General features: G+C 45.2%; 3 protein-coding genes. 1 reads left to right on the top strand and 2 read right to left on the bottom strand.

Annotation, left to right across the window (positions count from 1 at the left end; all coding sequences use genetic code 11):
- Positions 1-907: 907 nt before the first annotated feature.
- Positions 908-1771, bottom strand: a complete 864-nt coding sequence (locus C234_RS0112730; RefSeq protein WP_027326075.1) for an SDR family NAD(P)-dependent oxidoreductase — start codon at positions 1769-1771, stop codon at positions 908-910.
- Between the two features lie 204 nt (positions 1772-1975).
- On the opposite strand from C234_RS0112730, the gene C234_RS16470 reads away from it, so the two are divergent.
- The gene (locus C234_RS16470; protein ID WP_051290270.1) at positions 1976-2728 is read left to right on the top strand and encodes a TIGR02757 family protein; all 753 of its coding nucleotides are present in this window, start codon (positions 1976-1978) and stop codon (positions 2726-2728) included.
- A 204-nt stretch (positions 2729-2932) separates the two neighbouring features.
- Here the strand turns inward: C234_RS16470 and C234_RS0112720 are convergent, their stop codons facing one another.
- On the bottom strand, positions 2933-4321 hold the full coding sequence (locus C234_RS0112720) for a transposase (protein WP_027325467.1): 1389 nt from the start codon (positions 4319-4321) through the stop codon (positions 2933-2935).
- Positions 4322-4470: the final 149 nt, after the last annotated feature.

Here is a 4470-nt window from a genome sequence, read left to right as displayed (position 1 = left end):
AGATTCAGGCTCTCAACCAGTGCGTCAACCATGCGCACCGGATCGTTCTCTGCAATATCCTCGTCAATTCTTTGAGGAAAAAGCACTGTTTGGTTGGGATTGTAAGGACGAAAATGTATCTTTGTCATAGTATAAAAAGTTATGCTTAAAGATACAAAATCTTTAGGTAATAACAAAGCCCCGGCTTGTGAAAGTCGGGGCTTTGTGCATAAAAAAAGAGGTGTGCATTTTGACACACCTCCCAGTGGGAAAATAAAGTTTCCCCAGTGGGAAACAAAGCGAACTCTATAGCCTTAGGGCCTTTAAGGATAGCGGAGTGAATCTTTCAACAGAGTGAAACAAACCAAACTCTGTAGCCTGATGGTTTCGGTTGCCCTTCTTTCGTCTGTTTTGTAGCGGGATTGGCTCCGGTTGATCTGTATGATAAGAGGTTGACGCTTGTGGCTTAACGTCTTCGGTTGACGTTCCGTCTAAATTACCTGTTTCTTTTCCGAGGAGAGCCGCCTCCCGAAAAAACGGACAATGACAGGTCATACTTAGAGCTTACGACACACTTCATCGAATATCCGTATCCCGGGAAATCGGGCAATGACAGCAGCTCCCGAGTGCGGGATTGTTTCCCGCTGATGTATGAAAAGCCAATGCAGGGAATAGATGCTGACTGAGGGTGTTGAATGATTGTTCCCCGCTGATGTATGAGTACAATCGGGAGTGTAGCCCGCCAGTCGAAATGTTAACTTATGGATCTCGATATTAAATGGTGTTATAATGTATTTCGTTTGCGGCGGCAAATTTGGAGATAAGCGGAAAGTCCGTATCTTTGCACTGTGTTTTTCATAGTATTAGATTTAAGGTTAACAAAGATTGGCTGTCTGGGATAGATAGCCTTTTTTTATGTTCGCATGTTTCACTCCCTATAAATCATCTTCTTCGTCATGCCTCCGTCAATCGTAATGTTTTCTCCATTGATGAAATCGTTCTCTTCCCGGCAAAGAAACAGGCACATGCGGGCAATGTCTTCGGGTTTGCCTACTCTTCCCGACGGATGTTGGAGGTGGTCTTCCGCGCGCAGCAGTTCGTACTTCTCGTTCTGTATCCATCCCGGCGCTATGGAGTTTACCGTAATATGCCATTCGGCAAGCGACAATGCCAGCGCATGAGTGAGCGAATAGATGCCTCCTTTGGATGCGGCATAACCCTCGCTGCCCGGTTCGCTCATCAGATAACGCGTGGAGTTGATATTGATGATTCTTCCGTACGGGTTGGGCGTTTGCAGGGCATGGCGGTGGATGGCCAGCAACCGCGAAGTGATGAATGCGGGTCGCAGGTTGACGGAGAGAATCCGGTCGAAATCCTCTACGCTCGTCTCCGTGATGGGTGAGAAGCGGCTGACGCCGGCATTATTGATGAGGATGTCTATATCGCCCCATTCATTGAATATTTGTTGCATACATTCTTCGAGAGCCGTTTGGTTGCCCACGTCTGCGGGATAGAATACCGCTCCCGTTCCCTGCGCCGTTTCCTTCCCCGCCTTTTCATCGAGGTCGCAAAAGGCAACCCTGAATCCTTCCTTGCAAAAGGTTTCTACAATCGCTTTTCCTATTCCGGATGCTCCTCCCGTCACGAATACTCTTCTTTCACGGGTTCCACCCTCTGTCTGAGGCGACGGAGATGTCGGTCGCGTTTTTTTCCTGTACTTCTGTGATTGTTTCCAAGCCGCTTTCCTTGCTTCGTACTGTTCGTATTGCTTTTCGATGTAATTATCCGCCATATTTCTTCTGCTTTGGGTTAGATTTGCTTCATCCTGAGGCAAAGGTAGGCAATAATTGTTGTCCCGTAAAACTTTAGCGGCGCGAATCCGCATCGGTTTTTTCTTTGGGAATGCCGGCAATGCAAAGCCTCTTTCACGTTAATATGCCGACGATTTTGTATTTTTGTCGCTGTAAAATGTTATAGAAACAAGTAAACCCGAAAAATGACGGAAGAAATAAGGAATATATTGATTGCTTGTGCATCGGCTTACCATTGCGCCGACTTTATCTGTGACGATCCGGTACAGTTTCCCCATCGCTTTTCGCTGAAGCAAGATATAGAAATCAGCGGTTTGCTCACCGCCATCATGAGCTTCGGAAACCGGAAGCAGATTGTGAAAAAAGCTGGAGAGTTGCACCGGCTGATGGGAGAATCGCCCTATCGGTACGTGCTTTCCCGTAGATGGGAGAGCGATTTCCCCTCCGGCGCCGCGAACAGTTTCTACCGCATGCTTTCTTATGCCCGCTTTCGCGGTTATTTTCAGCACCTGTATGATGCTTATTCCCGTTTTGGCAGTTTGGAGGATGCGTTGCAAATATATCCGGGCATACCTATGGAGAAATTATGTGCATTTCTTGAAGTGTCGGCACGCAGCCCCCAAAAGAAGCTGAATATGTTTTTGCGTTGGATGATACGTCGAAACTCTGAAGTTGACTTCGGTATCTGGAGCAGCTTCGATTGCAGGGATCTGATTGTACCTTTAGATACCCACGTATGTCGGATTGCTTATCTGTTGAAGTTGACGGATACGGAAACGTTCTCTCTGAAGAATGCCCGCAGAATAACCGATGCCTTGATGGAAGTCTTTCCGGATGATCCGTGTTTGGGCGATTTTGCGTTGTTTGGATTGGGGGTGAATTCATCCGGTTCAATCGATTTTAAGATTTTCGATGTGCATGAATTATGCGATGAATAAAGGTTTTACGGATTAATAAATATCATAATTTAGGGAAAGTCATTTAATTTATTCCATTTGAGTCAACCGGCAGACTCTCCCGTATTTTTGCGATTGCACTCATCGTTATTTCTATATCATCGGCTCCGTTTTAGAGCCGATTTTTCATTTTCAATCACGTTTGGAGCCACCACCTCCGTAAAGTTGGGTTCCACGGGTGGAACTTTAGGCTGCAAGATTCCTTTGCTCTGCTTCTCTCTTTGCGAGGCTGACAACATTTGCCGTGTGGATGCCAAAGAAAATCAGTAAGATCTCTGTGGATTTTATCCTTGCGGCTACCTTTCGTAGTCCGTAATGCTCCTTCTGAGTTCCGAATGAACCTTCCATTGCTGTAGCCCGCACTCTTGCCAACTCCCTCTTTGTCGCATTCTTAACTTCATTCTTTCCCGTTCTGCCTTTCCGGGTGAATGAGGTTTCTATCTTGTTCTCCTTACAGAAAGTCCTATTGACATTGCCAGAGTATCCCTGATCACCACCTATCTTTGTCACTTGCTCACCGGTAAGCTTCCGTGCCAAGGATACACAATGCTTCAGTCTGGTACCCTCATTAAACGCATTAAAAGAGAGTTTCTCAATGAACGATATTCCATCAATCAATATATTGTTGCACTTCGCTCCAAACTCTACAGTCTTGGTCTCCTTGCCTCTGACTATCGGTCTCACATAAGGCTTGCTGAGGCTTACTATTCGATTCGGTATGCTCTCGCGGGAGTCGCCACTCCTAAAGTGCTTCTTCTGCTGTCGATATACCATCGTAATCCTCTCAAGTATATCCAACTGCTTGTCATTCAAGAGTTCATTACCCGGATGAATACGCATCTGTCTGCGGATCTCACCGAGTATCTTGCCCAGCAAGGAAAGCAGTCTCATTATCATCTTCCTAGTCTGCTTGTAAGTGTGCTTGCGCTGCTTCCTATAAGCCAGGTTCGCTTTCTCAATGTCATTGTATTTCGTTCTCTTCCTGTGCTCGCCAAGTCTGGTACTGATACAACACATCATCTTATATGCTCTCTCGACACATTCCCAAAGCAACTTCACATCGGTCGGGAAACGCATCAGGCTTTCATAGCAGCTCGCATCTGTGTAGACTGTATCAAGATTCTTCATGTATGGCTTCCAAGCATCTGCAAGTATCTTCTGCTGCTCCTGTATCTTCAACTTCTTGGACAGTTCCAACAATATGCTGTCAATTAATTTGTAGTTTGTCAACCGGCTCTCAGGACTAATACGAATTCCGCAGAAAATCTGATAATGAATGTTTCCATTCAGAGCATCCATTAACTTCGGAGCCGACAACCCGGTATACATCTTCAAGAACGCTAACGCCACCTTACCCTCAGGAGTAAAGAAACACTTTCTTCCTCTCTTAACTCTTATACTCTTCGGAGCCGCATCTATCAAACCAAACGATAGTGCCATCTCTCCAAGAGGAAGATGTGACTTGATGCGGCCAAGTTCACTGGATTTGAAAGTTTCTTCATATCGACGATAAAAATCAAACTCAGTAAATGCAATCTCTTGCTGTATATCAGATAAATTTTGTACTTTTGCCATGAGGTTTTCAACTTCATTTCCCCCGAATTTGACCTTTACCAGAGGTTCGGGGGATTTTTTATTTTCTGATACTAAGATACCAAATATTTATCAATCTGACAATCAATTGGTTGTATTTTAAACTCTTTTGTGCGACTATCCCTAATTTA

Origin of the sequence: Bacteroides pyogenes DSM 20611 = JCM 6294 (genome assembly GCF_000428105.1) — a bacterium.
Classification (GTDB): domain Bacteria; phylum Bacteroidota; class Bacteroidia; order Bacteroidales; family Bacteroidaceae; genus Bacteroides; species Bacteroides pyogenes.
This window is presented reverse-complemented; position numbering and strand designations above follow the sequence as displayed.